21 protein-coding genes and 1 tRNA gene are annotated in these 25626 nt (G+C 66.1%); 6 read left to right on the top strand and 16 right to left on the bottom strand.

Going from position 1 to position 25626, the window contains the following annotated elements; all coding sequences use genetic code 11:
* Nucleotides 1–56 precede the first annotated feature (56 nt).
* From AAK988_RS02145 to AAK988_RS02135, 3 genes are all read right to left on the bottom strand, one after another.
* On the bottom strand, nt 57–725 hold the full coding sequence (locus AAK988_RS02145; protein WP_369872684.1) for an HAD family hydrolase: 669 nt from the start codon (nt 723–725) through the stop codon (nt 57–59).
* A 183-nt stretch (nt 726–908) separates the two neighbouring features.
* Nucleotides 909–2192 (bottom strand): homoserine dehydrogenase, encoded by a 1284-nt coding sequence (locus AAK988_RS02140; RefSeq protein ID WP_369872682.1) that lies wholly within the window; start codon nt 2190–2192, stop codon nt 909–911.
* 811 nt (nt 2193–3003) lie between these two features.
* A complete protein-coding gene (locus AAK988_RS02135) occupies nt 3004–3399 on the bottom strand; it encodes a molybdenum cofactor biosynthesis protein MoaE (protein ID WP_135970017.1) in 396 nt (131 codons plus the stop codon).
* A 214-nt stretch (nt 3400–3613) separates the two neighbouring features.
* On the opposite strand from AAK988_RS02135, the gene lysA reads away from it, so the two are divergent.
* Nucleotides 3614–4969 (top strand): diaminopimelate decarboxylase, encoded by a 1356-nt coding sequence (lysA, locus tag AAK988_RS02130; RefSeq protein ID WP_369872681.1) that lies wholly within the window; start codon nt 3614–3616, stop codon nt 4967–4969.
* 391 nt (nt 4970–5360) lie between these two features.
* Nucleotides 5361–5861 carry a nitroreductase family protein gene (locus tag AAK988_RS02125; RefSeq protein ID WP_160324916.1) on the top strand — a complete coding sequence of 167 codons (501 nt, stop codon included), beginning with the start codon at nt 5361–5363 and terminating at the stop codon, nt 5859–5861.
* 245 nt (nt 5862–6106) lie between these two features.
* On the opposite strand, the gene AAK988_RS02120 is transcribed toward AAK988_RS02125, so the two are convergent.
* Nucleotides 6107–7498 carry an Mbeg1-like protein gene (locus AAK988_RS02120; RefSeq protein WP_369872680.1) on the bottom strand — a complete coding sequence of 464 codons (1392 nt, stop codon included), beginning with the start codon at nt 7496–7498 and terminating at the stop codon, nt 6107–6109.
* Nucleotides 7499–7873: 375 nt separating this feature from the next.
* On the opposite strand from AAK988_RS02120, the gene AAK988_RS02115 reads away from it, so the two are divergent.
* Entirely contained in the window at nt 7874–9277 is a 1404-nt protein-coding gene (locus tag AAK988_RS02115; protein WP_369872891.1) for a sodium-dependent transporter, read from the top strand.
* A gap of 93 nt (nt 9278–9370) precedes the next feature.
* Nucleotides 9371–9454 (top strand) — tRNA-Leu (locus AAK988_RS02110).
* Between the two features lie 456 nt (nt 9455–9910).
* On the opposite strand, the gene AAK988_RS02105 is transcribed toward AAK988_RS02110, so the two are convergent.
* From AAK988_RS02105 to serS, 11 genes are all read right to left on the bottom strand, one after another.
* Entirely contained in the window at nt 9911–10690 is a 780-nt protein-coding gene (locus AAK988_RS02105) for a putative endonuclease domain-containing protein (protein ID WP_369872679.1), read from the bottom strand.
* A 1028-nt stretch (nt 10691–11718) separates the two neighbouring features.
* Nucleotides 11719–12228, bottom strand: coding sequence for a GNAT family N-acetyltransferase (locus AAK988_RS02100; RefSeq protein ID WP_289636218.1), 510 nt, complete (start codon nt 12226–12228; stop codon nt 11719–11721).
* Nucleotides 12229–12306: 78 nt separating this feature from the next.
* A complete protein-coding gene (locus AAK988_RS02095) occupies nt 12307–13254 on the bottom strand; it encodes a beta/alpha barrel domain-containing protein (RefSeq protein WP_369880323.1) in 948 nt (315 codons plus the stop codon).
* Nucleotides 13255–13369: 115 nt separating this feature from the next.
* Nucleotides 13370–14149: a TVP38/TMEM64 family protein gene (locus AAK988_RS02090; RefSeq protein ID WP_242370183.1), complete on the bottom strand. Its 780-nt coding sequence runs from the start codon at nt 14147–14149 to the stop codon at nt 13370–13372.
* 146 nt (nt 14150–14295) lie between these two features.
* Nucleotides 14296–15138 carry a PRC-barrel domain-containing protein gene (locus AAK988_RS02085; RefSeq protein WP_369880322.1) on the bottom strand — a complete coding sequence of 281 codons (843 nt, stop codon included), beginning with the start codon at nt 15136–15138 and terminating at the stop codon, nt 14296–14298.
* A 3-nt stretch (nt 15139–15141) separates the two neighbouring features.
* On the bottom strand, nt 15142–15687 hold the full coding sequence (locus AAK988_RS02080; protein WP_201757838.1) for a YtxH domain-containing protein: 546 nt from the start codon (nt 15685–15687) through the stop codon (nt 15142–15144).
* 350 nt (nt 15688–16037) lie between these two features.
* Entirely contained in the window at nt 16038–17042 is a 1005-nt protein-coding gene (locus tag AAK988_RS02075; RefSeq protein ID WP_160325382.1) for a D-alanine--D-alanine ligase family protein, read from the bottom strand.
* Nucleotides 17039–18472, bottom strand: a complete 1434-nt coding sequence (locus tag AAK988_RS02070) for an aminotransferase-like domain-containing protein (protein WP_289636529.1) — start codon at nt 18470–18472, stop codon at nt 17039–17041. The genes AAK988_RS02075 and AAK988_RS02070 overlap by 4 nt, the downstream gene beginning before the upstream one ends.
* 2 nt (nt 18473–18474) lie before the next feature.
* The gene (locus tag AAK988_RS02065) at nt 18475–18873 is read right to left on the bottom strand and encodes a cyanophycin synthetase family protein (RefSeq protein WP_369872673.1); all 399 of its coding nucleotides are present in this window, start codon (nt 18871–18873) and stop codon (nt 18475–18477) included.
* Nucleotides 18873–19955 (bottom strand): hypothetical protein, encoded by a 1083-nt coding sequence (locus AAK988_RS02060; protein WP_369872672.1) that lies wholly within the window; start codon nt 19953–19955, stop codon nt 18873–18875. Before AAK988_RS02060 ends, AAK988_RS02065 begins: the two co-directional genes overlap by 1 nt.
* 7 nt (nt 19956–19962) lie before the next feature.
* Nucleotides 19963–21258, bottom strand: coding sequence for a serine--tRNA ligase (gene serS, locus AAK988_RS02055; protein ID WP_135970003.1), 1296 nt, complete (start codon nt 21256–21258; stop codon nt 19963–19965).
* Nucleotides 21259–21433: 175 nt separating this feature from the next.
* Between serS and AAK988_RS02050 the strand changes: the two genes are divergently transcribed.
* Entirely contained in the window at nt 21434–21637 is a 204-nt protein-coding gene (locus tag AAK988_RS02050) for a DUF6724 family protein (RefSeq protein ID WP_201757842.1), read from the top strand.
* Nucleotides 21638–21842: 205 nt separating this feature from the next.
* On the opposite strand, the gene AAK988_RS02045 is transcribed toward AAK988_RS02050, so the two are convergent.
* The gene (locus AAK988_RS02045) at nt 21843–24281 is read right to left on the bottom strand and encodes a protein kinase domain-containing protein (RefSeq protein WP_151429722.1); all 2439 of its coding nucleotides are present in this window, start codon (nt 24279–24281) and stop codon (nt 21843–21845) included.
* A 494-nt stretch (nt 24282–24775) separates the two neighbouring features.
* Here AAK988_RS02045 and AAK988_RS02040 point away from each other — a divergent pair, with 494 nt between their 5' ends.
* Nucleotides 24776–25615 (top strand): deoxyribonuclease IV, encoded by an 840-nt coding sequence (locus AAK988_RS02040; protein WP_369880321.1) that lies wholly within the window; start codon nt 24776–24778, stop codon nt 25613–25615.
* The last annotated feature ends 11 nt before the right edge of the window (nt 25616–25626 follow it).

Here is a 25626-nt window from a genome sequence, read left to right as displayed (position 1 = left end):
TTCCCCGTGCCGCTCTGCCAACTATACCGAATGAGGAATAGCTTTCAAGAAGGGGCTTAGGCCCCCGCCTTCGCGAGGAACTCGTCGGCGGTGAGGTCTTCCCAGGTGGCGATAAGGAAATCGGCGCGGGCGAGCAAGTCGGCGCGAGTCCCGGAGATATCGTTGTCGTAGATGGCGCCGGCGCGAAAGCCCGCCGCCCTCAGGGTGTCCAGGGCATAGGCGGCATCCTCGAAACCCCAGGTGTGAGCGCGGTCGGTGCCGAGGAAGCTGCGCGCGTGGTCGTAAACGGCCGGCTCGCGCTTGCTGGTGCGCAGGTCGTCCACCGACACGACCGCCTTCATATAAGGGGCGAACCCGCAGCGCTCAACGCAGATGGCCAGCATGTCGGGCGGCGTGGAGGAGGCCACGGCCATGGGCACACCGCGGGCATGCAGCCCCTGCACGAAGGCGAGCACCCCGGGCCGTGCCTCCACTTCATGGGCGTAGAAGGCGCTCATGCGCTCGAAGATCATCTCCTTCACCGCCGATGCGCTGGTGCCCAGGCCGCATTGCTCGTGCAGGTAGGTACTCGCCTCGTCAAGCGACATGGTGGTGATGGCGTCGGTATCCGCCTTCGTCAGCGCGATACCCGCCTCAGCCGCCAGGGTGCGATCCACCTCGTGCCACGCGCCCATGGAATCCACGAGCGTCCCATCGCAATCGAAGATAACACCGATACCACTCATTTTCTGCAACCTCACATTCCTGGCAAAGTCAGCGAGAGACTCTGGCACGTTTCAGATTCGCCCGCCCTTGGGCCAAGCTGGCTTCGGTCAATGCCGCGCCCAAAAACTAAGGTGAAGATGAAACGGGCCAGAGCCTCGCAACGTCGGGCGGCCCGTGCGCCCCGTCAGGGCGCACGGAACAAGTTACTCTTCCACGCGGATGACCGAGGGAGTGTCAAGCACCACGTTGTCCAGGGAGAGGGCCTCTTCCAAAGCCTCGCGGATGTCGCGCTCGCTGCAGCGATGGGTGACCACCACCTGGTCCACCCGCTCGGCACCCGAGCGGCCGCGCTGCACGATGGACTTCACCGAGATGTTGTGGCGCGCGAACACGCCGGCCATGGTCTCCAGGACGCCGGGACGGTCGGTCACCGAGAAGCGCAGGTAGTAGCGCATGACCAGCTCGTCCATGGGCAGGATGGGCAGCTCATCGGTGCAGGTACAGCCCACGATGGGAGCCACGCCCTGCTGAATGTGACGCGCCACTTCCAGCACATCGCCCATGACGGCACTGGCGGCCGCACCGGCACCGGCCCCTTCGCCGAAGAACATGGTCTCGCCCACGAAGTCGCCCACCACGTAGATGGCGTTGAACACGCCGTTCACCGTGGCCAGCTGATGGCTCTCGGGAATCATGGTGGGGTGCACGCGCACGTCCACGCCGCCCTCGCGGCGATGGGCGATGGCCAAAAGTTTGATGACGTAGCCCATGTCGCGGGCCGCCTCGATGTCCACGGGCGTGATGTTGGTGATGCCGTCGGTGAACACGTCGTCCAAGGTCACGCGCGAGTTGAAAGCGATGGAAGCCAGAATGGCGATCTTGGCGGCCGCATCGAACCCGCCCACGTCTGCCGTGGGGTCGGCCTCGGCGAAGCCCTTCTGCTGAGCCTCGGCCAGCGCATCCTCGTAGGACAGACCATTGTCGGCCATACGGGTGAGCATGTAGTTGGTGGTGCCGTTCACGATGCCCATGACCGAAGTGATCTCGTTGGCGATGAGCGAGTGCTTCAGCGGATCGATGATGGGAATGCCGCCGCCCACCGACGCCTCGAAGGCCAGCTCCTTGCCCACGGCTGCCGCGGCGTCCATGACCTCCTTGCCGTGGGTGGCCATGAGCGCCTTATTGGCCGTGACCACGTTCTTCCCCGCCGCCAGGGCATTCAGCACCACGGTGCGCGCGATGGTGGTGCCGCCGATGAGCTCCACCACGATGTCGATCTCGGGGTCGTTGATGATGTTGTTGAAGTTGTCGGTGAACAGGTGCCCCACGCCGTGGGCCTCGGCCTCTTCCGATGAGAGCGAGCACACGCGGGCCAGCTCCAGGTCGATGCCGAAGTGGCGGCGGAAGGCGTCGCCGTGCTTCAAGATGATATCGATGCAGCCGCCACCCACGGTGCCGGTGCCCACTAAGCCGATCTTCACTGCCATATTGCGTCCTCTCCCGAGCGCGAAGGTTCTCTCTGATCGGACGATTATAAGGGCGCACGGCGCAAAAGCCGCGACGGCTCAGGGGAGAGGGCCGTGGCTCAGGGGAGAGGGCCGCAATTCGCGACTGCCCGAGGCCTTCCCAGTGCCAGACAATGCCCTGTCGCGCCCCTCTTCCACAGAACGTCGATGCAGTTCGGGTGCGGCAGCAGACAGCTCGCTCGAAAAGGCAAGCAGAATCGCGTGCGCCAGCGAGGGGCTGCATGCGCCTTCGAGAGGCCGCGTGCACCAGCGAGGGGCCACCTGCGCCAGAGGGGGCCCGCCTCCACGGCGACGCCCACCGACAGTGGCGCCGAGGCGAGCGGAATCGCGTGCGCCAGCGAGGGGCCGCAGCTCGTCTGCCTAGCCGCCGGTGCTGAAGGAAGTAAAAGCCGACGCATGTTTCTGAAGAGATTGATTCTGTGCAGTAAACTCCGCGAGATAGATGCCGCACGCAGCTGACTTCGCCACACGCGAGCCGAAACTGATTTGTCGAGGCTATTTTCCCAGGTGAAAAAACGCGGAGGGCTCCATTGCACTAGCTCTTGCGACGGAGGTATCTATCTCGCGGAGTTTACTGCACAGAATTGCAGAATAGAGAAACAAGAGAGCAGCAAGAGGGAGCGACAAGAGCACGCAGAAGCCAATCAAACACAGCCTGATGAGGAGAGCACAGTGTCAGGACGCCGAAGCGGCCGACCGGCGAGCAGCTCCTCCCCTCACGCTCCGCCGGCCCGTGAGCAGTCCCGTCCGCTCGGCCGTCCGACGAATATCTCTACGCGAAGATTTCCTTCTCCACGACGAGGTTGTTCTTGATGTGGCCGACGAGCTTCTGCAGGGCGTCGATGCAGTTCGGGCGAATGTCGGCTCCGATGAGCACGTACATGAGCGAGTCGCCCACCTCGCAGCGGCCCTCGTTCAGCCACGTGCGCACGTAGTACACGCCGGGCCAGGTGAGCGCCTCGGCCTCGGCCGCCGCGAGCCCCTCGGCGTCGTAGGAAAATTCCACGGCCACCACCTCGCCAAGGCCTTCCACACCCTCGCGCACCTGGGCCTTCGGCGTGATGCGCACCACGCCGTTATGGGTGAGGAACATGCCGCACTGGGCCGCTGTCGGATCGGCCTTGGCCTCGCGCAGCCACTGATCAACAGAAGGTTCGGTCTTTGCCATGATGGGTCCTTTCCCTATACCATTCGTTCCGAAATATTATACGGATACCCTGCGGTGTTTCGCGTTGGAAATAAAGCCTTGCTACCATGGGCGCACGCTCATGCCCGTACAGCCCCGCGCGATCCGCGAGCCCGCGACCAGAACCCCGCGCGACCCATACCCCGCGGCCGTGCCCGACCGCCTAAACGAGACACCGAGAAGAAAGGAAGCGGAAATGGCCCTGCCTGCCTCCGACCTTACCAAGAAGCCCGACCTGCGCACCACCATGGAACTGGGCGCCGTGCTGCCCGAGACCGCCGAGGTGCGTGACGACCACCTATTCATCGGCGGGGTCGACATGGTTCAGCTGGCCCGCGAAGAGGGCACGGCGCTCTATGTGTTCGATGAGGCCGACCTGCGCCACCGCATGGAGGCCTACCGCGAGGCCTTCCGCAGCCGTTACGAGAACTCCGACGTCATTTACGCCTCGAAGGCCTTCCTCAACAAGGAAGTGGTGCGCATCGCCCAGGCCGAGGGGCTGTGCCTGGATGTGTCCGGCGGCGGAGAGCTGGCCTGCGCTCAGACCGTGGGCTTTCCCATGGAGCGCGTGTTCGTGCACGGGAACAACAAGACGCCGCGCGAGCTGGAAGAGGCCATTGCAGCGGGCGTGGGCCGCATCGTGGTGGACAGCCGCATCGAGCTGGCCCGCGTGAACGAGATCGCCGGCCGCCTCGGCGTGGTGCAGGACATCTACATGCGCATCACCCCGGGCGTGGAGGCCGACACCCACGAGTACATCCGCACCGGCTGCGAGGACTCCAAGTTCGGCTTCACCATGCGCGAGGACTTCGCCTTCACCTGCGTCGCCGACGTGCTGACCGCGGAAAACGTGCGCCTGGCGGGCCTGCACTGCCACATCGGCTCGCAGATCTTCGCCCTGCACTCCTTCCGCGAGGCGGCAGCGGTCATGGTGGAGTTCATGGCGCGCATCCGCGAGCGCTACGGCTACGAGATCGAGGAGCTGGACTTGGGCGGCGGTCTGGGCATCGCCTACCTGGCCGACGACGCCCCCTCCTCCATCGACGACTTCGCCGAGGTCACCTGCACCGCCGTGCGCGACCTGTGCGAGCGCCACGGCCTGACGCTGCCGCGCCTTCTGGTGGAACCGGGCCGCAGCCTGGTGGCCAATGCCGGCGTGACCCTGTACACCGTGGGCATCCTGAAGACGCTGCCAGGCATCCGCAAGTACGTGGCCATCGACGGCGGCATGTCCGACAACATCCGCACGGCGCTCTACCACGCCGACTACGAGCCCACCATCGCCAACAAGGCATCCCAGCCGCGCACCGAGATCGTCACGCTGTGCGGCAAGCACTGCGAGAGCGGCGATGCCGTGGTGGTGGACATGCCGCTGCAGAAGGCCGATGTGGGCGACATCGTGTGCGTCTTCGGCACCGGCGCCTACAACATGACCATGGCCAGCAACTACAACGGCCAGCCGCGCCCCGCCGTGGTGTTCGTGCGCGACGGGGTGTCGCGCGTGGTCACCCGCCGCGAGACCTACGACGACCTCTACCAGCGCGATCTGTAAGGGCCGTCGAGGCTGGCGCGGTCACGCCCCGGGAAGTTCGGGAAACCGGGGAAGGCGGCAAAGCGATGCGACCTCATCGAGGCACCACCGGCAAACCGGTCGGCGCTCAACGGGCCGAGATGCGACTCCAATGCCGCGACTCCAATGCCGCCCCTGCAACATCCACCCCTTTTCGGGCGACCTTCGGGTCGCCCTTTTCTTGTCGGTTCCGTAGCGGGGAGTTCGCAGGTCAGTAATGGGGAGAGCCTTCGCCGCCTTCTGTGCCCCCTGGCCGCTAGAGTGGGAATCCGATGCGACTCTCGTGCCCCTCGGGCGCGTTTTCCCGACGGCTCCGTGTGCCTTTTCGCCGCGGAATCATCCCTTCGACAGCAAGTAGGATCGAGGCAGTCTCATGAACGCCATCTTCAAGCGGAGCAGCGTGCGACAGTTCACCGACGAACCCGTGGCCATCGACGATATCGAGCGACTCATGCGCGCCGCTATGGCCGCCCCCTCGGCGGGCAACCAGCAACCCTGGGAGTTTTACATCGCCCGCGACGAGACCACGCGCATGGCCCTGGCCGCCACGAGCCCCTATGCCGCGCCCGCGAAACTCGCTCCCTGCGTCATCGCCGCCTGCACACGCACCGACGGGTTGCGCTTCGTCCCCTGCGCCCCCCTCGATATGAGCGCCGCCGTGGAGAACATCCTGCTGGAAGCGGCCAACATTGGCCTGGGTGCCGTCTGGCTCGGCGTGGCCCCCGACCCCCATCGCATGGCCGCCGTGGCCGTGGCCCTCGGCAGCCCCCGGGGCGTGGAGCCCTTCGCGCTGGTGGCCGTGGGCCATCCCGCACACCGCCCCGAGCCCAAGGGCCCCAGCCGCTACGACGAAACCCGCGTCCACTGGATTTGAGCGACCGCATCGTTGCGAGCGGTGGGCATCGGGCGGCAGCCAACGCAACCGCGCCGCACCGTCGCAGGGACAGGCTTGAGCCCGCTCGGGAGCTGGTCGGACGTGCGGGATGGCGCCAGCTGAGCGAGCGGCCTGAAGGCCGCCCCTACGGATCGCCCCCGCTAATCGGCCCGCAAACCACTCCCGCTAATCGCCCCTGCAGGTCGGTCCCGTAGGTCGGCCTGCAGGTCGGCCTCGGGGCCGTGCTACTTCTTTCCAGATCTTCGGGCGCTGTTGCGGGCGGCGGTGACGTCGCTGAAGGCGCGGGTGAGGCCGCGCAGGGCGTTGAGCATGGTGGTGCGGTCGGCCATGGGGGCCCGCATGACGCCGTCCCGCAGAATGGCCCACTCCCGTCCGCCGGCGAACAGCTGGGCGGCATCGGTGATGCCTGCGGCTTTCAAAGCGCTGAACAGGGCCTCCACCATGCGCTCGCGATCTTCCCCGTCCATGGAGGCGAGCCATGTGGCCAGCGCCTCGGCCCGGCGCTCCGTGCGATCGGGCAGCGCGCCCAACGTAGCGAAGATCGCAGGCGCCCCGCCGGGCTTGGCGACATGGGCGGCGTCCTCCCGCGGCCCAGGCTCGGCCTCTGCATCGGCCACCACCCAGCGGTACACCGTGTGCTGCTCGAAGCCGCGCCCCGTGGCCTGCACCACTTCCGTGGGCATCAGCGACTCCATGAGAATGCCCACCATGGAATCTCCCGGCACCTGCTTGGTCATGCGACCCACCAACGGCTCATAGTCGACCGCCGTGAAGGTGCCGGGCATGAAGCCCGGGCCATCGTGGTTGTACAGGTGGACAATGCGCTCCTGCACCGCCGGCGATGCCTTCAGCGCCGCGTACTCGGCCAAGTTGCCGCCCTTGGAATGGCCGCCCACGATGAGCCGTCCGGGCAGTCGGCGGTCGGCGGCCACGGCCTCCAGATAGCGCACGGCCAAATCCTGGGCCGGCACCGGCACCATGTAGGCCATGTTGAAATCCTCGCGCCACCCGGTAAGCGTCGTGTCGGTGCCGCGGTACCCCACATAGGCGAACCGCCCCGGGCACACGAAGGTCGTGGCGGCGAACTGCATATCGAGCGCCTCGTCGAAAGCGGCCTCGTGATCGTAGATGAGCAGCTCGCGAAAGCGCGGGCTCGCGGCCATCCGGAACAGCTGCTGGGTCATTGAGGTCGCATGCATACCCGAGAACATCGTGGGGAACAGCTCGGCCCGCAGCAGGTCGGCGAAGCGAACGGGAGCCGTGGGCGCCGTCGCACCCTGGGCCTCTTCGGCCCGATCGGCGCCATCGGACGTGGTCGAGGCGGCCCCGACCGCAGCCGCCTTCCCCGCCGCGGCCGCCTTCCCCGCCCTCTCGTCGCGACCGCTCTCGCGCCGCTCGCGCAGGCGGCGACGCAGCGCCGCGAAGGGGGCGCGCCAGCGGGCCGTCCTCTCGGCGCTCCCCTCTTCCCCGGCGCCTTCCCCTAAAGCCATGCGCGGCATGATGCCCTCGCCCCGGGCCATACAGAACTGGGCGAGCAGCGCCGAGTCCACGGCGTTGAAGGGCTCCTCGTCGAAGGTGGCCAGCTGCGTTTCCAGATATGTGAGTATATCGCTCATGGGTCTATTATGCCCCACTCCGCCGAAAGGTGCACTGCGCCGACCCCGCCAGACACAAAGCCGTTGCCTGCACTTCGCAGCCTTACCATGACCGCACCTCTCACCTTCGGCTACAATGGCACCGCAATTTCGTTCAAATGCGGGCATCTCCCGGCGCGGCGAGTGCACCGCCGCCATGACCGCGAGCCGCCATCGGCCCTGCCATTCCCGCAGCGGCCGTTGTGCCCCGGTCACTCGCCGTGCCGAGGGGCGCCCGCGCGCCCAACCCAGGAGGTTCCCGTGTCCACCGATCCCGCCTCTATCCCCGCGCCGGCCCGCGACGCCGCCGTTCCGGCCGCCGACAGCAACCCCGCCGGCGCCGACATCCCCGCCGGTATCGGCAGCGCGGCCGCGCCCCGCGAGCACTTCGCCAGCCGCCTCGGCTTCATCCTCATCTCAGCTGGCTGCGCCATTGGCCTCGGCAACGTGTGGCGCTTCCCCTATATCGCCGGCGAGTACGGCGGCGCGGCGTTCATTTTGCTGTACCTGATCTTCCTCGTCATTTTGGGTCTGCCGGTCATGGTGATGGAGTTCGCCGTGGGCCGCGCCTCCCAGCGCTCGGCGGCCCTGGCCTTCGACGTGCTGCAGCCCTCCCGCCGTTGGCACTGGTTCAGCTGGTGGGGGTATATCGGCTGCATGCTGCTCATGATGTTCTACACCACCGTGTGCGGCTGGATGCTCGCCTACACCGCCAAGATGGCCACGGGCACCTTCAACGGGCTGGATCCCGAAGGCGTCGGCGGCGTGTTCGGCACCATGCTGGCGAACCCCTCCGAGATGGTGGGCTGGATGCTCGCCGTCATCGTCATCGGCTTTTTCGTATGCAGCTTCGGCCTGCAGAAGGGCGTGGAGCGCATCACCAAGATCATGATGATCTGCCTGCTCGGCGTCATGGGCCTGCTGGTCGTCCGCTCGGTCACCCTGCCCGGCGCCGCCGAGGGTCTGGCCTTCTACCTCGTCCCCGACTTCGGGCGCATGTTCGCCGGCGGCATCGGCGGCTTCGGCGAGGCCGTGTACGCCGCCATGGGCCAGGCGTTCTTCACGCTGTCGCTCGGCATCTCGGCCATGGAGGTCTTCGGCAGCCGCATCGGCAAGCAGAACTCGCTCACCGGCGAGGCCCTGCGTATCTGCGGCCTGGACACGCTCGTGGCCATTCTCGCCGGCCTCATCATCTTCCCTGCCTGCTTCGCCTTCGCCGTGGCCCCCGACCAGGGCCCCTCGCTCGTGTTCGTCACCCTGCCCAACGTGTTCAACCAGATGCCCTTGGGCCAGCTGTGGGGCACCCTGTTCTTCGTGTTCATGAGCTTCGCGGCCTTGTCCACCATCATCGCCGTGTTCGAGAACCTCATCACCTTCACCATGGAGAAATGGGATCTCTCCCGCCGCGACGCCATCAAGCGCACGGCCATCCTCGTCACCGTGCTCAGCCTGCCCTGCGCGCTGGGCTTCAACGTGCTGGCCGGCGTCACCGTGCCGGGCATCGGCGACATCCAGTCCATCGAGGACTTCATCGTGTCGAACAACCTGCTGCCTTTGGGCAGCCTCCTGTACGTGGTGTTCTGCGTGTCCCGCAAGGGCTGGGGCTGGAAGAACTTCCTGGCCGAGGCCGACACGGGCACGGGCGTGAAATTCCCCCGCTGGGCCCGCGGCTGGCTTGCCTTCGGCCTGCCGACGCTCATTATCATCATCTTCATCATGGGCTACGTGCCGAAGATCATGCTGTGGCTGGGGCTCGCATAGCGAACCACCCCGCGTGACGTCAGCGTGCGGGCCTTCGACGGTTTCTTCTCGACGGCGCACCGCGTTTCCGCTATACTGCGTAGATGCGCCTAGGCCCGGGTGGTGGAACGGCAGACACGACGGTCTCAAAAACCGTTGCCGAAAGGTGTGCGGGTTCAAATCCCGCCCCGGGCACCACGAACCTCAAACGGCTCCCTTCGGGGAGCCGTTTTTCGTTGGGAGCGAGCTGGCCGACGGAGCCGTTTTTCGTTGCAGGCCACGGCCGTCGCCTCCGCGCCTCAACCATCGGCTTCATTCCCTTGTTTCCCTATTTCGCAATTCTGCGCAGCAAACTCCGCGAGATAGACATCGAGCTCACCTGTCCTTGCCAGGAAGTGATCGAGATGCGGGTGTTGCCCGCGTTTTTCCAGGTGGAGAAAGCACGAAAGGGCGGTGTACGATCGTCTCTGCGGGAAGCGCATCTATCTCGCGGAGTTTGCTGCACAGAATCGGCCCTTTCGGAAACAAAACCCAGGAAGGCAAAGGGCATCTTCTCCCGGAGCACGAGCCTGCCCCCTCCCGTCACCTTCCGCGCCAAAGCAGAACGGCCTGTGGCGACTGGTCGACAGGCAGGGGGGCATTGCGCGCCTCGGCTCAGAGCTGCTCGCGATGGAACTTCCCCACCTGCCAGCGCAAATCCGTGTGCTTCTCAATCTGCCCGGGAAGCCACCCCCGAAAGCGCTTCCCCGTCTTCTCGGACACCTTGCCCATCAAGCTCGCGAACTCATACACATTCGAGAACTGCGCCGACGTCACGGTGACCACATCGACGCCCTCGGCAAGCAACGCGTCTCTTCGCCGCGAATCGCGCGCCTGGGCGAGACTGCCGCTGTGGGCGTCGCGACCATCGTACTCAACCACAATGCCGCATTCCCACCAGCACAGATCCCCGACAACATACTTCTGTCGCGCAATACGACGCCCCCGATCGCCCAGTGCGCGGGGTTCGTTCAGGCGGGCATCGGGAAGCCCCAGCCCTCCTCGGCGCCTCGGAGTGAGCGCAATGATGGCCAGCTCGGTCTCCATAACGGACGCCGATTTACGACGCACCTGCTTCGCCGCCGAGCGCGCCAACTTGATAGCGCGAACATCGGTAAGCTGCTCGAGAAACGCCAGCAGTCGCTCCGGAGTCGTTAGGGGGCGTCGCACCATGTCGCCTCCGCTTCCCACAATCGGGTAGCTGCCGCAAAGCTCATAGCCGAGCGCGAGCAGCTCTCCATAGGTGAGCCGCGACGCCATCTGCGCGAAAACCAACTCGGGCGACGAGGCCCACACTCCAGGCGCGACCTCGAGAAACGCATTGCGCGGCATACTGCGGCCGCACTGGCGCCGGCACACCGAGGCCGCCGATCGCACACCGGGTTTCTTGCCCACGAGCACCTCAAGGGGAAGACCCCCAGGTGTGACCGGCTCGCATCCCGCGAGCAACGCGCGCGACTCCGGGGGAAGTTTCCCGAGAACATGCACTATATCTTCGTGCGTCGACGCGCACGTCTTCACCGCCGTAGAGCCGGAGAGCATTGATGCGGGCAGGTCGACGCCTCGGCGCTTACCGGACAGGTGAAACTCACTCAACGGAATCGAATGTGCCACCGACCAAGTGCGCCACAGGAGAAGGGCGGAGGTATGACTCGGATATATGTTCATTGGTGCAGGATACTGTGCCGATTCGACGCTCGGCAGGCCATGCCGCGAAATTAACTGAACGACCATTCATGAGGGAATTGCTTGCTTTTGGAATTGCCTTGGAATGGCGCTTACGCTTCCTATGCCGCAGCCGGCACAAGAAGGATAACGATTAAGGCTCAGTGCTCCGATCGAGGTGTGCCCGATTCCCTCGCAGGATCAGTTCGTGTTTCCGAAACGGGTAGATTTGCGCAGCAAACTCCGCGAGATAGATGCTCCCCGACACACATTCCAGCTCGAACGGCTTTGCGGCCATATAGCACCAGGGAAAACGCTGCATAAGCCGCATCTCAACCAAGCCAGCCGCCCCTTCCCGGAGACCTTACGTCTACTTCGCGGAGTTTACTGCACAAAACCGGTCTCTTCGGAAACAAAATCCGAGCCGCAGCGCCGAAAATCACGCTGGGAGAACCTCAGCCGACCGCACCGATACTCCTCATACGGCGGCTCACCCGCAAACTCGCGAGCGCCCTCATTCGCAAGCCCGATTGGCTTCGCAGCTTAGCGACTCCACGCCAGCGGATCGCCGCGACCCTGCAGGCCCACAACGCCGCACGCCAATGATCCACCGGAAATTGACACCCACAGCGGGAAAGGGGCCGCCATTCGCAGTACGCGGCTCCCTACCGAAACGCCCCGAGCGCCGCGAACCTCAAACGGCTCCCCCGCGGGAGCCGTTTTTCGTCGCAGGCAAGGGCGGCGGCCCGGCGGAGCGCTCAAGCAGTCTCGTGGTAGTAGATGAAGATATCCTCGTAGACGCCATCCTTGTTGCGAAAACCGCCGGGAATACGCCCGATGCGCTGGAAGCCCAGATCTTCGTAGAGGGCGATGGCGCGCTCGTTGCTGGCCACCACGGCGTTGAACTGCAGACCGCGAAAGCCGAGACGCGCCGCCTGACGCAGCGAGTCCTCCACCAGAAGACGCCCGACCCCGTGGCCGCGCACCTCCGACGACACCGCATAGCTCGCGTTGGCCACGTGTCCGCAGCGACCCACATTGTTGGGATGCAAGATATACAGCCCCGCCACGCGTCCAGCCACCGTGGCCACCGCCGTATGAGACTGCTCGGCGAAGAACGCGCTCGCCTCCTCCGCCGTCAGCGGATCGGTCTGCGGAAAGGCGCGACCGGCCTCCACCACGGCGTTCCAAATCTCCATCATGGCGGCCACATCCTCCTCGCGGTACGGCCGCGTAACCCGCATCGCCAATCCATCAAGCGCGCTCATTGCCACTGCTCCCCTTCTCTATCCCATAAAGAAAGGCTCCCTTTCGGAAGCCTTTCCTGCAAGCACTATGCCAGCGGCCTAGATGTCGGCCAGGGTGAAGTCGCGCTCACCGTTGAACACGGCCAGGGCGTCGGCCACCGCCCAGTCGGCCAGGGTGATGGCAGAGATGGCCTTGGTCAGGCGCACGGCCTCGTCCAGGGAGCGCTGATGGATGTTGCGGCCCGTGGCGTTGCCCACGGCCCCGCCCACGTGAATCTGATCGTAGAGCTGGGTGAGGAAGGTGTCGGCATCCACCGTGGAACCGCCCGCGCACACCAGGCCGCAACGGCCAGCGGCGGTGGAGGCGATCTTCAGGGCCTCAGCGGCCGGGGTGCCGTCCTCGGGCTTCGGCGGGTTCACCTTCACGAAGTCGGCGCCGAGGCACAGGGCCACGCCGGCGGCACCGGCGATGAGGTCCGGATCCTTCTCGGCGGTGACAGCCTTGCCGCGGGGGTAGATCCACAGCACCACGATGAGGCCGTTGGCATGGGCCTGGGCGATGAGCTCGCCGGCCTCGGCCATCATGGTGGCTTCGTACTCGCTGCCGAGGTAGATGGTGTAGCCGAGGCCCACCACGTTCACGCCCGCCTCCTTCATGGCCAGCACGGCGTCCAGATCGTACAGCTGCGGGGAGTAGGGATCCTCCTGCTTGGTGCCCACGAGGTTGGTCTTGGAGTTCATCTTCACGAGGTAGTTGATCTCCGGGTAGTCGGCCGCGTACTGGGCCACAAGGCCGCGCTGGCCGGCGAGCACGCCGCAGACGCCCTCGGAGCCGATCTTGAACAGGTGCTCCGGATCCAGGTCGGCGATGTCGATGCCCTCGCCGTAGAAGTCCTTGTTCAGGTGCTCGATCTTCTGATCGCAGGCGAACAGCATGAGACGGCCGGTCTCGCGCGTGGCCTTCATGTAGTTGGAGATGTACTCATCGCGAGCCTCGGGCATGACGTCGGCGGGAACGCGCACCTGATCACGGGTGATCTTCGGCATGGGGATCCTCCTTGGAATTCGTATCAATAACGGCGACTATTGTACAGAAAAGTAAGCCTGACCGCGCATTCTTTCACAAAGAAAGTGGCGAAGGGCCGGCGCGGTATCGGGGACCCTACTCCTTCGGGTCGGCGGCCTTCTTCGTCATGCGGCTGTACACCACCAGCGCCACAATGGCGATGATCGCCGTCGCCGCAAAGATGACGACGGACTCCGCGATGTTGCCCGACACGAGCCCGGACGCTGCATAGGTGGACAGCACGATACCGGGGATGCGGGCAAAGTTCGAGATGAGCACGAAGTTGCGCATGGACATGTGCGTCAGCGGCGTGATGTAGGTGAACACGTCCTTCGGCAGCCCCGGGATGAGGAACAGGATGAACACGATGACGTTGAACTTCTCGGAGGTTTCCCATTCGCGGAACTTGCCCATGTACTTCTCGGGCACCATGGCCTGCACGAAGGGGGCGCCCAGCTTGTGCACAAGCACAAAGATGAACGAGCTGGAGATGATACAGCCGAGCCAGATGATGAGCGCGCCCACCCAGGGGCCGTAGATCATGCCGGCGGCCACCTGCACCACTTCGCCGGGAATGAAGGCCACCACGATCTGGAGGAACTGGATAGCCAGCAGAATGAGGAAGCCCCAGGGGCCGGCGTTGCGAATGTCGGAGGTGACGCGGTCCACCCCGCCGGGCTCGAACAGCTCGTGGATCATGGGCCAGAGAGCCGCGCACACCACGATCATGATGACGAAGAACGCGATGAGGCCCGCGAACTTGAAGATGTTCGCCGCAGGCATCTCATGGCCGGCAACGGACTTCTCCTGGTGGGCCTTGGCGTCCAGCTTCTGGAGGCGCTCGGATTTGGGGGATTTGTTATCGTGTGTATTCATGGGCTCCAGTGTAACGGAGCGCCCCGCGGGGCGGGGCGCATCTTAAAGAACTCTATAGCTTAGTGACGAAATCGTAAGGGCTGCCCGCGAAGAGCCCGAGCCCGGCCGGACCTTCGCGCCAACACGCCCCCCATACTGGGACAATGTTACCGGGCAAGTCCGCCCCCGCGCTCATCGTCGTCCTTGCGGGCCTTGTCGTACTCCTCCTTGAAGGCGGAGAACATGCCACTGGCCCGCTTGATCTGGCGGCCTGTGGCGAAGGCGCCGGCGTTGACGGCCTTGCCCGCGGCCTTCGTGGCTGTAGACACCGCCGGCTTTACCGCCTCCACCGTCTCCCGGGCCCGATCGGCCACCACGGCCGTGGCCTCGCCGGCCTTGGCGGCCAAGCCGCCCTCGACTGCCAACTCGGCCACCTCGTCACTCACGAGGATGGCCCCCAGCTCGGGGTTCTCGGCGTCGGCCTGGCCGTTCACGGACAGCGCCGTGCCGATGCCGCGGCGGAAACCCCGGATCATAGAACCGGGAATCTCCCTCACGCCGAGCAGGGCGTTGGCCGTGGCCCCCTGGGTCACGGCCAGAAAGCGCACCTCGCCAGTCTTGGGATCGAAGGACACGTCGCCCACCGTGCCGTAGACGGTGCCGTCCTCTCCGATGACGGGCAGCCCCGCCCACAGCACGCAGTCGTCGTAATCCACGCCCAGAGCCTTGCAGGCGCCCTTATCGGTGGCCCCGGCATCTTGCAGCACGAGGATACGGCCGTCCACCACGTCGTAGCCGTTGTAGGCCACGAACACATCCTTGCGGTGGAACATCCACAACAAATCGGGCCGTTTCACGATGAAGCCGACGAAGCGGCGCTGGATGGGATGGAACACACAGTGGCGCACCTTCCCCAGCCTTTTGACCGCCTCGGGCCTCTTCGGCGTGCTCCTATCGAGGAACACGCGCTTGCCGACAATCTCTCCGGTGGTGCCGTAACGCTTGGCCATGGTCTACTCGGCGTCCTTCTTATCGTCCGCGACAACTTCCTTCACGGTTTCCTTGGCCTCGTGGGCGGCGGTCTTCACAGCCTCGGCGCCGTCAGCGGCAGCATCCTTCACATCCTCGGCGGCATCGGCCACCGCGTCGGCGTCCTCGCCGGCGTTCTTGGCCACCTGGTCGGCAATGCGCTGGCGGGCTGCCTCGATCTTCTCGCGCAGCTCGTCGCCCTTCTCGTTGATGGTGGGGGAAATGTTGCTGGCAGCCTCTTGGATGGACGCGGCCATATCGGCGCCGCGAGCGGCGGCCTCGGAGGCGATCTCCTGGCCGCGGGCGGTCACGCTGTTCACCACTTCGGCTCCCTTGGTGGCAGCCTCTTGGTAGATGTGCTGGGCTCCAGCGGCGGCCTGGCCGCCCCACTGCTGGGCATCGCCCAAGATGTCGTTGGCCTTGTCGGCCACCATAGCGCGGGTCTCAGCGCCGGGACGCGGCGCGGCCAGCAGGGCTGCGACGGCACCGACGACGCCACCGATCAGAAACATTCCAAATTTGTTGGCCATAACTGCCTCCTTTATCGACAGGTTATCAAGTCCGCTCATTATAGGGTGAGCGCACCCGAAACGGGGCCGCGAAAGCCCGCTTCTCACCTTACGGTAAACAAGCCGTCAAACATCATCGATGAGGAAAACTCTCAGAGAAAACCTCAGCCTGTGCGCAAGAGCGACACAGGCCGAGGAAAAGGGGCGGGATCGGGGAAGCTCAGATGGCCCCCGTGCGAAAAATTACGTTATCGCGAGCCCTGCTCCAACGATAGCCGCTTCAAACTCGCGATAACGTGCATTTTCGCACATTCGGACAAGCAAAACTCGCGATAACGCACATTTTCGCACTGAGGAAAATGTGCAGCGGCCTAGAACTTGGCACCGCGGGCGTAGGCTTCTTCCACCAGGGTGTCGAGCACCTTGGGCAGGGTGAGACCGGCGGCCGAGCAGGCCATGGGGAACAGGGAATGTGGCGTCATGCCCGGGGATACGTCCAGCTCGAAGCAGCGGGCGGCACCGCCGTCCCACACAAGGTCCACACGGCCCAAATCGCGGGCGCCGTAGGCGCGATACACTTCCAGCGCGGCCCGTTCGATCTCGGCGCGGATGGCGTGGGCGGTCGCCTCATCGGGCGAGAGCGACGCCGGGCGCACAGGGCAGAAGAACTCCACGGCGTCGTTGCGCATGCGGGCCGCTGCGTCGAAGAACTCCCCTTCGCGAGCCACAATCTCCACCGGCGGGAGCGCATAGGCGTCCCAGCCGGTGCCGAGAATGGCTACGGACAGTTCCACGCCGTCGACCCACTGCTCGATGTTCACAGCCTCGTCGAAGGAGAGTGCATCGAGCACCGCCTCGCCGAGCTCGTCTTGGCTCTCCACCTTGTGTACGCCGAGCGCACTGCCGCCGTGGGCCGGCTTCACGCACACCGGGTAGCCGCCGATCACGCGGTCGGCCACCAGGTCGAGAGCCGTGGCAGCACCCATGTCCTTGAAGGCGTCACGGGACAGGTACACGCCCTGGGGCCAGCTTGCGATGCCCTCCTCGCCCGTGATGTCGCGGTACTTCTCCAGAGAGGAGTGCAGCGCGTCCTTGTTCCAAGCGCAATGGCACACGCTGGCCGGCGAGCCCACGAAGGGCAAGCCGACGAATTCCATCAGGCTCTGGATGGTACCATCCTCACCGTGCTTGCCGTGCAAGGCGTTGTAGACCACATCGGGGCGCTCGCTGCGCAGGGTGGGCACCAAGTCGGCGTTCGTGTCCAGCGGCACCACCTTGTGACCGGCCTCTTCCAGGGCCTCGCAGACCACCTTGCCCGATGCCAGCGACACCTCACGCTCGAAGGACTTGCCTCCCATGAGCACTGCTACTTTCATCGAGCCTCCTCTTCGGCCTCGGCCACCTTGTCCTCGGCAATCTCGATCTGGGCAGCATCGCCGTCGTGAGACTGCATGACGGCCTCCTCGTTCTGCTCGGACGCCACGATGACCTCGTCCCAATTCTCGCGCTCGTTCTCGGCCATGACGGCCTCCTTTCCGTAACCCGGCAGCGCGCCGGCATTGATGAACACGCGGTACAGTTCCAGGCGCTCCTCGATGACCCCGGCCAGCCGGCGGATAGCCTCGGTGATGGATTCCGGCGTCTCGAAGCTGAAGTTCACGCGCATGGAGTTCTTGCCGGTCACGCCATCGGGGAAGAAGGAGTTCCCTGGCACATAGGTTACGCCCGCCTCCAGCGCCTCGGCAAGCATCGAATCGGTATCCATATAGTCGGGCAGCGTGATCCAGAGGAACATGCCGCCGGCGGGATGGGTCCAGGTGGCCTCGGGCGGGAAGAACTCTTCCAAGGCCGCCAGCATGGTGTCGCGCCGCTCCTTGTACAGGGCGATGAACTTTTGCAGCGTGCGCTGCCAGGGAATATCGGCGAAGTAGTGCTGCACCACGAGCTGGTCGAAGGCGCTGCCGCACAGATCGGCCCCCTGCTTCACCAGGTTGACGCGGGCGAGCACCGATTCCGGCGCCGCAATCCAGCCCGTGCGTAGGCCCGGCCCCAACATCTTCGAGATAGTGCCCAGGTAGATGACCGAATCGTCCATGGCCTTCAAAGGCACCTGATGGCCGCCGTCGTAGCGCAAGCGGCCGTAGGGGTCGTCTTCCACCACCATGAAGCCGTACTCGTCGGCCAGCTCCAACAAACGACGCCGGCGCTCGGCGTTCATGGTCACGCCACCGGGGTTCTGGAAGTTCGGAATGGTATAGCAGAACTTCAGGCGCGGATTGCCCTTGCCGATGCGCTCGAGCTCGGCCTCCAAGAGATCCATGCGCATGCCGTCCTCGTCGAAGGGGATGGCGCGGATATCGGGCTCGAAGGCGGAGAAGGCCTGCAGCGCCCCCAGATAGGTGGGGCCCTCGGTGATGATGATGTCGCCCGGATCGATGAAGGCCTCGGCGATGAGCGTGAGGGCCTGCTGGGCCCCCGATGTAACGAGAATCTGGTCAGCCTTCACGCGAATGCCCAGATCGCGCATCATATCGGCGAGCACGGCCCGCAGGCCGGCCAGGCCGTCGGTGGGGCCGTACTGCAGCGACACGGCCCGGGCCTGGGGACTTTCCACCGCGGCCAGCACGGCGCGGCGCACGTCTTCTTCGGGCAGGAGCGACACGGCGGGCATGCCGCCCGACAGCGAGATCACGTCGTCGCGCGTGGCGGCGGCGAAGAGGTTGCGCACCGCCGAGGGTCGCATGATGCGCACGCGATGGGCGATCTTGTCGCCCGTGGTGTCGAAGGTGATGTGAGCTGATGACATGGCTAATCCACCATCCCTTCCATAAGCGCGCAGGCGGCTTTCAAGGCCGCCAGTGCGATGAGGTCATCGGTAAAGTTTACTTCAACGCGGGCCAGACCCTCGCGCTCGTTCAGCCATTCCGTCGTACCGACAAAAGTTGCCGCCGAACGGTCATCGAGCTCGGCTTGGAAATCGATGATGAGATGCTCCAGGATATGGGGAAGGGAGGTACGGTCGAGGATGGCGCCGAAGGGCTCGCCGGCCTCGTTGAGGCAGGCGTGGGCTGCCAGAGTGGGGCGCTCCCGCAGCAGCCGGGCCGCGGCCGCCGGGGACAGCCGGGCCCTCGCGCCGCCGGCCACGCGCACGAGCAGGGCCATGCGGTCGCGCTCCATAGCCGCTCGCTCGAGGACGAGGGCCGCCATCAGGCCCCGCGGCCGGCCGAGGTTCCGGCACTGTCGTCGTCAGCCCCCGCACCCACCGTGCCAGCGCCATCCGGAGCGCTCGCGCCGTCTCCGGTGCCGTCCGTCGTGCCACCCGCGCCATCGGCGCTGCCAGACGCCCCGGCGCCGCCTGTGTCATCGGCGGCCTTGTCGCGGGGCTCGTCGATGGCAGCGGGCACCTTGCCCGACAGGTCGCCCACGGGCTCGTCCTCGATGGTCTGGGCGCCGCCGTCGGTCTCCGAATCATCGTCAGCGCCATCGGCGCTGCCAAGGGAGCCCTCCCCCGGCGCCGGGGTGTCGCGTACCGACTGAGGGCTGGCCGTGGCCCCGGCGGTGGGAGTGCGCGAGAGCAGAGTGAGACCGCGGCCCGCTTCCTCGGCCGGGGGCAGGTCGCCGTCCCGCAGCTTCTCGATGAGGGCCTCCAGAGTCCAGCCGATATCGCGGCCCAGGGTGTCGGTGGCCGAGAAGGAGCCGTCCACCAGGGCCAGCTCGTCGCGATCCAGCGAGAAACGGTAGCAGCCGCCCCCCGTGAGGTTCCCGAAGGTGAATTGGATGGTCTTGGCAACCGGATCCAGGGCGTAGTGGTAGGCCACGTCCTCGGTCAACTGGATGCGCTCGTCGGTGATGGTGATGGGGGTGGAGGTACCGGCCAGATACCAGGTGCCCTGGATGTCGGCGCCGTCGTCGGCGGAGAACCAGCGCAGCCACGAGAAGCCGACCACCACGGCGGCCGCCAGGGACAATGCGAGCAGCGACAGCACGAGGGCCGCCACTTTCCCCTTCGTCCAGCGGCGCTTGCGCACGGCGGGACGGCTCACGCGATCCGTGCGGCCGTCGCGACCGGCACGACCCGAACGGCCCGCCTCACCCCCGGCCGCACCGGCGCGCTGGGCGAGGCGGGCCGCGACGCGCTCCTCGGCCGAAGGCGGCTCATCATCCCAGGCGGCCGTCCCGCAGCGCGCGGCGCGGCGCTCTGCCGACGGCCCGCTTCCGCGGCCGAAACGCTGCGCCGAGGCGCGGCACCGGGACTCGCGAGGCCCCGGCTCGCGCGATTGTGCACCCATGATGGCCTTAGACCTCTTCCGGCCCAATCACCGTTTTGCCGCCCATGTAGGGCACAAGCACCTCGGGCACCGTGATGGTGCCGTCGGGGTTCTGGTAGTTCTCGATGACCGCAGCCATGGTGCGGCCCACGGCCAGACCCGATCCGTTCAGGGTATAGGCGAAGCGGGTGCCCTTGAAGTTAGCCGGATCGCGGTACTTGATGTTGGCGCGGCGGGCCTGGAAGTCGGTGCAGCAGCTGCACGAGGAGATCTCCTTGTAGGCATTGTAGCTGGGCAGCCACACCTCAACGTCGTAGGTCTTGGCGGAGGAGAAGCCGATGTCGCCGGTGCACAGGCTGATGACGCGATAGGGCAGCTCCAGCTTCTGCAGGATGTTCTCGGCGTCTTCCACCATGGACTCCAGCTCGGCGAAACCGGTCTCGGGGGTGGCGAACTTCACCATCTCCACCTTGGAGAACTGGTGCACGCGGATGATGCCGCGAGTATCGCGGCCGGCCGAACCCGCCTCCTCGCGGAAGCAGGGGGTGAAGGCGCAGTAGTGCAGCGGCAGCTGACTGGCATCCAGCACCTCGCCGGCGTGCAGGTTGGTCAGCTGCACCTCGGCCGTGGGAATGAGGTAGAGGCCCTCGGTGGTGTGGAACAGATCCTCCTCGAACTTCGGCAGCTGGCCGGTGCCCGTAAGCGTGGCGGCGTTGGCCATGGCCGGCACCCACCACTCCTTGTAGCCGCGGGCGGTGTGCTGATCCAGCATGAAGGAGATGAGGGCGCGCTCCAGGCGGGCACCGGCGCCGCCGAGCACGTAGAAGCGGCTCTCGGCCAGCTTCACGCCGCGCTCAAAGTCGATGATATTCAGGGCCGGCCCCAGATCCCAGTGGGCCTGGGCCTCAAAGCCCTCGGCGGCGAAGTCGCGCGGGGTGCCCCAGCGGCGCACCTCGGGGTTGTCGTCCTCGTCCTCGCCGATGGGGGTAGAGGCGTCGCACAGATTCGGCACGCTCATGAGCAGCGTTTGCAGCGCGCCGTCGGCCTCGGTGCGGGCGGCGCTGGCCGCTTCCAGCTTCTCGTTGATCTGGCGCACCTGCTCCTTGGCGGCCTCGGCCTCGTCCTTCTTGCCCTGGCCCATAAGCGCGCCGATCTGCTTGGAGATACGGTTGCGCTCGGCCTGGAGGGCCTCTTCCTCGGCGATGACCTCGCGACGCTGCACATCGAGGGCAGCGAACTGCTCCGGATCGAACGACGCATGGCGGTTCCGCATGGCCTCGGCCACTTCATCAAGATGGTCGCGAACGTATTTGACATCCAGCATAGGGGCGCTCCTCGAATCGTGCGTTTTGCGTTCGACCAGTATAGCGCAACCAGTGGGCGTGGAGATTGCGTTTGCGGTGAAGAAGCATAGTATACTTTCCCCAGCAAAACACCGACCCGCCGCCGCGTTCGGCACCAGGGGCCCCGCGGCGTTTCAGGCAGACGAGGACGACGCCATGAACGTGAACTTTGAAGAGATCTACCATTTCCTGTTCGAGACCATGCCCGGCATTGGTGTACTCGTCGGCATCGGCCTGCTCGCGAGCATCATCGTGTGCGTCATTCTGGAACGCAAGACGCGCAAGCAGTTCAAGAACCACGAGAAGACCGAGGACGACTGGTCGCTGTTCGACGATGACGAGGACGGCGAGGAGAACTAGCCCGCCTTCGCCACTGACCCGCGCATCCACGCGAGCCCGGCCATCACGGTCGGGCTCGCGGTGTTTCTGGGCTCGAAGCCGAGAGCGCCCCGGCCGGAGCCGAGCACGAGCGCCGCAGCCCGGGATCGGGCGCAGCCTGGGGCCGAGCGCAAGCGGCCGCCGCGGTCCGGAGCCGAGCACGAGCGGCCCCGGGCTGGGACAGGCCCTACCCTTCCAGCTCCTCGTCGTCGAGGTACCACTCCTCCTCGGCCCAGCGGGCGCGGTCGGGAATGCCCATGACCGCGGCGACAATGCCGAGGGCACCGGGCACGAGGGCGCCCAGCAGAGCCGGCGGCGCGGGCAGCCACGAGCCGCCGAAGGAGCCCAGGTGGGCCGCGGCGCACACGCCGAGCATGAGCAGAGCCGCGGCCGCCACCGACCCGGCGATATCGAAGTTGCGGGTGCCGCGCACGCAGAACAGGCTGTAGGCGGCGGCCGCGGCGATCCAGCTGACGCCAATGGCCCACGGCGCGCTCTGGGAGACCATGGAGATGCAGGCCGCCTGGGGGTTGCTGCCGAACTCCACATGGAGCAGAGCGTCCCAGTTCAGCAGATCCAGGGAGCCGAAGGAAGCCATGACCAGAGCCGTCGCGAAGGTGAAGGCCGCCGTGATGGCCGATTGCAGCACCGGCAGTAACACGCCGCAGCACACCGGTGCCAGCCCCGCGAAACCGAAGGAGCCGAACAGGGGCTGAGCCAGGGCCGCCACGGCCTGGGTAGGACCGCGCCGACCGACGTAGTACCACCACAGCCCCGTAACCGCAGCCAGGAACAGGGCGAGCACCCAGCTGCCCGAGGCCCCGAGCCCCACCACGAGGGCCCCGTAGCCGAGAAGCGAGCCCCAGGCGGGTCGCAGGGCCGCCGCGCCGGCGCAGAGGGCCACCAGGACCCAGTACACCACCGGCGCATCGGTGGCCAGGCCCATGGCCGAGCCCGGGCTCAGGGAGATGTTCGCCATGCCCACGGCAGCCATGAGCCCCACGGCCACGGCGGCCAGGCTGTGGCCCACCACCATGGCGCCCCGCAGACCGAGGCGGTCCACCAAGGGGGGCAGAGGCTCGGCGGGCTCCACCGGCTCAGGGGCGGCGACAGCGTCTTCCTTCCCCTTCACGATGTCGGCCAGCACCTTCTTGCCCTTCTTCGCGTTGCCGAGCAGGGGCATGAGGGCCTCGGAGAAGTCGGCTACGGTATCGAAGCGCTCGTCGCGGTCGGGGTCGAGGGCGGCGAACATGATGTCGTCGGCCTCGGCGGGCAGCTCGTCCCAGCACAGAGAGGGCAGCACCAGCTCCGCCTCCTCGATGGCCTCCTCGGCCTCGGGCAGATCGTTGGCGAAGAAGGGGTTCTCGCCAGAGAGCATCTCGTAGGTGAGGCTCGCCAGGGCCCACTCGTCGGTGCGCACGTCCAAAGGCTCCTGGCGCATCTGCTCTAACGGCATATAGCCGATAGTACCGCCGCCGGTGGTGCCCGATCCCGTGGCGTCCATGAGGGCGGCCAGGCCGAAGTCGGTCACCTTCGCCACGCCCTTGGAGTTCACGATGACGTTCTCGGGCTTGATGTCCAGGTGCAGCGTATTCGCGCCGTGGGCCACCTCGAGGGCATGGGCCACGGCCGAGAAGACGGCGGCCACCACATCCAGGGTGATGCTGTCGTCGATCTCGTCGATGATCTGCGCCAAGGTCTTGCCCTCGACGTACTCCATGATGACGTAGGCGCAGGCGTCCTCTACAGCGCAGTCGTACACAGTGACGATGTTGGCATCGGACAGCTTCGCCACCGATCGGGCTTCCTCCAAGCCGGGAATGTGCTCGAAGAGATCGGCATCGTCGGTCTCGTCGAAGTCGGTGGAAGCCGGGGGCACGGAGGCGCCGGCCCCGCCCACTGCGGCCGATACGCTCGACACGGCGACGGAGGCGGCCGCGGCGCGGCCCCCGCGGCGACGGCGCTTCTCGGCGGCCCCGTCGATGGTGCGGGATGCCCGGATGCCCCGCAGATGGCGCACATCCACGGCACTCTCGTCGAAGTAGTCGCTCATGGGGGCGGCATCCTGCACCTCCACCGGCGGTACGTAGGGGGCCTCGGGGGCATGGCGCGTCTTGCGGGGCCCCACCCGGCCGTCCAAGCTCGGCCGCGAACGGCCGGCGAAGCCGCCGGTAGCGGCGTTCCAGGGAACAAGGGAGTCGTCCTCTTCCTCGGCAAAGGCCATGTCCTCCCAGGGGGGCACCTCCTCGGCGCTGCGCACAGTCGCAGCCGAGTGACGACCGCTGCGACGTTCGTCGACCCCCCGGAGGAAGGCGGGGTCGGCGGGGAAATCGGCGGCACCGGAGGCCGGGGCGGAGGCGCCGGAAGGCGCGGCACCCGCAGGAGCCGTAACGCCAGCGGCTACAGCGCCCGCGGAGGGCTCCCCGTCCTCCAGATCGGCGGCCATGCGGGCCTCTAGGGCCACGAGGCGCGCCCGGGCCACCTCGTCTTCCGAGAGCTCGATGCACTTGATGGCCACATCGCGTTTGAGATGGGTGTCGAAGGCGTGCACGACGGTACCGTAGCCGCCGGCACCGGCCTGGTCGATAACGCGATAGCGATTGAGGATGAGCTGAGATCGTGCCATGGGGCGAGAACCTCTTCTGTCTTCGTTTGGGCTGCATGTTCTTGAGGTAGGGCCATTCTACCACCCGGGCAACGCCGCGGCGACCGTTGATCGGCGGCTTCCACGGGCCAAACGGTGCCGCGCCAACGTGGGAGGGGCGAAGCACGGTGTGCGGGAGGTGGGTGCGCGGGGTGCGGGGTGCGCGGGGTGTGGGGAATGTGGGGGGGCGGGAATGTGGGTGTGTGGGGTACGTGGGGTGCGGGGGTGTGGAGAGTGTGGGGGGCACAGGAATGGGAGCACTCCGCCGTTTTGTGGCCAAAAAGCCGCCGAGTGAGCTCTGGGAGCGCGCCGGACCGCATACAAGAGTCCCCATGGGTACAAAGCAACGGATTATTGAACGAATTTCCCCACTCTCGGCCCCTCGGCAACCCCTGAACTATGATCTTCCCATCATCTCGAGCTCACTCGGCGGCTTTTTGGCCACAAAAATAGAATCTACTCGCGAAAGGACCCCCATGCTGACTATCGGTTGCCACTTGTCGAAGCGGCGCGGCTATCTGGAAATGGCGAAAGAGGCCGCATCCATCAACGCGAACACCTTCCAGTACTTCACCCGCAGCCCGCGGGGCAGCCGACAGGCGGAGCTGGATACCAAGGACGTGCGGGAATACCTCGCTTTCGCAGCCGATCACGGCATGCGCGACGTGCTGGCCTACGCCCCCTACGACACCGACCCGGCCGCGGCCCAGATGAGCGAGCGCGATTTCGCCCTCATGACCTACGCCGAGGATCTGGCCCAGCTGGCCGAGTTGCAAGTGCCGCTGTACCTGGTGCGCCCGGGCAGCCGCATGGGCATTTCCGTGGAAGAGGGGCTGGCCGATGTGGCCGATGCCCTGAACAAGGTGATCACCCCCAGCCAGACCACCCTGGTGCTGCTGGACACCATGGCCGGGGAAGGCAGCCAAGTGGGCACCTCCTTCGAGCAGCTAGCAGCCATCATCGACCAGGTAAAGCTGGCCGATCACGTGGGTGTGTGCCTCGATTGCGCCGGCGTGTGGGCCGAGGGCTACGACATCGCGGGCGACCTGGACGGCGTGCTCGGGCAGTTCGATCGCACCGTCGGTCTGGACAAGCTGAAGGCCGTGCACCTCAACGATGCCATCCACGAGCGCGGCAGCCATGTGGATCGCCACGCCCGCATCGGCGAGGGTGCGATCGGCTTTGAGGCCCTGGCGGCCCTCGTGAACCATCCGAAGCTGACCGGGGTGCCCTTCTACCTGGAAGAGCCCGACAGCACGCTCGTCATCTACGAGCACGACGTGGCCCGATTCCAAGCGGCCTATACGGGCAAGTAGGCAGCAACCGC

Origin of the sequence: Adlercreutzia muris (assembly GCF_041223505.1) — a bacterium.
Taxonomy (GTDB): domain Bacteria; phylum Actinomycetota; class Coriobacteriia; order Coriobacteriales; family Eggerthellaceae; genus Adlercreutzia; species Adlercreutzia muris.
Note: the sequence above shows the minus strand (reverse complement) of the source record. Positions and strands in the feature narration are given on the sequence as shown.

Excerpts from the sequence above, each read along its gene's own strand:
- AAK988_RS02070 (WP_289636529.1), bottom strand. The coding sequence starts at position 18,472 with ATGTCATCAGCTCACATCACCTTCGACACCACGGGCGACAAGATCGCC.
- AAK988_RS02125 (WP_160324916.1), top strand. The coding sequence starts at position 5,361 with ATGAACGCCATCTTCAAGCGGAGCAGCGTGCGACAGTTCACCGACGAA.
- AAK988_RS02140 (WP_369872682.1), bottom strand. The coding sequence starts at position 2,192 with ATGGCAGTGAAGATCGGCTTAGTGGGCACCGGCACCGTGGGTGGCGGC.
- AAK988_RS02135 (WP_135970017.1), bottom strand. The coding sequence starts at position 3,399 with ATGGCAAAGACCGAACCTTCTGTTGATCAGTGGCTGCGCGAGGCCAAG.
- AAK988_RS02145 (WP_369872684.1), bottom strand. The coding sequence starts at position 725 with ATGAGTGGTATCGGTGTTATCTTCGATTGCGATGGGACGCTCGTGGAT.
- AAK988_RS02100 (WP_289636218.1), bottom strand. The coding sequence starts at position 12,228 with ATGAGCGCGCTTGATGGATTGGCGATGCGGGTTACGCGGCCGTACCGC.
- AAK988_RS02085 (WP_369880322.1), bottom strand. The coding sequence starts at position 15,138 with ATGGCCAAGCGTTACGGCACCACCGGAGAGATTGTCGGCAAGCGCGTG.
- AAK988_RS02045 (WP_151429722.1), bottom strand. The coding sequence starts at position 24,281 with ATGGCACGATCTCAGCTCATCCTCAATCGCTATCGCGTTATCGACCAG.
- AAK988_RS02060 (WP_369872672.1), bottom strand. The coding sequence starts at position 19,955 with ATGGGTGCACAATCGCGCGAGCCGGGGCCTCGCGAGTCCCGGTGCCGC.
- AAK988_RS02040 (WP_369880321.1), top strand. The coding sequence starts at position 24,776 with ATGCTGACTATCGGTTGCCACTTGTCGAAGCGGCGCGGCTATCTGGAA.
- AAK988_RS02065 (WP_369872673.1), bottom strand. The coding sequence starts at position 18,873 with ATGGCGGCCCTCGTCCTCGAGCGAGCGGCTATGGAGCGCGACCGCATG.
- AAK988_RS02075 (WP_160325382.1), bottom strand. The coding sequence starts at position 17,042 with ATGAAAGTAGCAGTGCTCATGGGAGGCAAGTCCTTCGAGCGTGAGGTG.
- lysA (WP_369872681.1), top strand. The coding sequence starts at position 3,614 with ATGGCCCTGCCTGCCTCCGACCTTACCAAGAAGCCCGACCTGCGCACC.
- AAK988_RS02120 (WP_369872680.1), bottom strand. The coding sequence starts at position 7,498 with ATGAGCGATATACTCACATATCTGGAAACGCAGCTGGCCACCTTCGAC.
- AAK988_RS02090 (WP_242370183.1), bottom strand. The coding sequence starts at position 14,149 with ATGAATACACACGATAACAAATCCCCCAAATCCGAGCGCCTCCAGAAG.
- AAK988_RS02080 (WP_201757838.1), bottom strand. The coding sequence starts at position 15,687 with ATGGCCAACAAATTTGGAATGTTTCTGATCGGTGGCGTCGTCGGTGCC.
- AAK988_RS02095 (WP_369880323.1), bottom strand. The coding sequence starts at position 13,254 with ATGCCGAAGATCACCCGTGATCAGGTGCGCGTTCCCGCCGACGTCATG.
- serS (WP_135970003.1), bottom strand. The coding sequence starts at position 21,258 with ATGCTGGATGTCAAATACGTTCGCGACCATCTTGATGAAGTGGCCGAG.
- AAK988_RS02050 (WP_201757842.1), top strand. The coding sequence starts at position 21,434 with ATGAACGTGAACTTTGAAGAGATCTACCATTTCCTGTTCGAGACCATG.